Below are 288 nucleotides of genomic sequence, written 5' to 3' on the forward strand. Positions count from 1 at the left end.
AGCCGCATCATGATCCACCAGCCCTCAACCGGCGCACAGGGGCAGGCCTCCGACATCGAGATTCAGGCCAAGGAGATCCTCTTCATCAAGCAGCGCATTATCGAGATCATCGCCCACCACTCGGGCCAGACAGTAGAGAAGGTGGAGGAAGACAGCGACCGCGACCGCTTTATGAGTCCAGACGAGGCAAAGGAGTACGGCCTCATCGACACCGTGCTGACTGCGGGGACCGGTGGGGCCAAGAAGGATGGTGATAAGAAGAAGGATGGTGATAAGAAGAAGGATGGT

At 57.6% G+C, this 288-nt stretch carries 1 protein-coding gene; it reads left to right on the forward strand.

What is annotated here, in order from left to right; all coding sequences use genetic code 11:
- Positions 1–288 (forward strand): ATP-dependent Clp protease proteolytic subunit (locus PZC42_RS20845; RefSeq protein WP_277213997.1); only part of this gene is annotated, 288 nt, incomplete at both ends.

Origin of the sequence: Isoptericola croceus (assembly GCF_029382255.1) — a bacterium.
Taxonomy (GTDB): Bacteria; Actinomycetota; Actinomycetes; order Actinomycetales; family Cellulomonadaceae; genus Isoptericola; species Isoptericola croceus.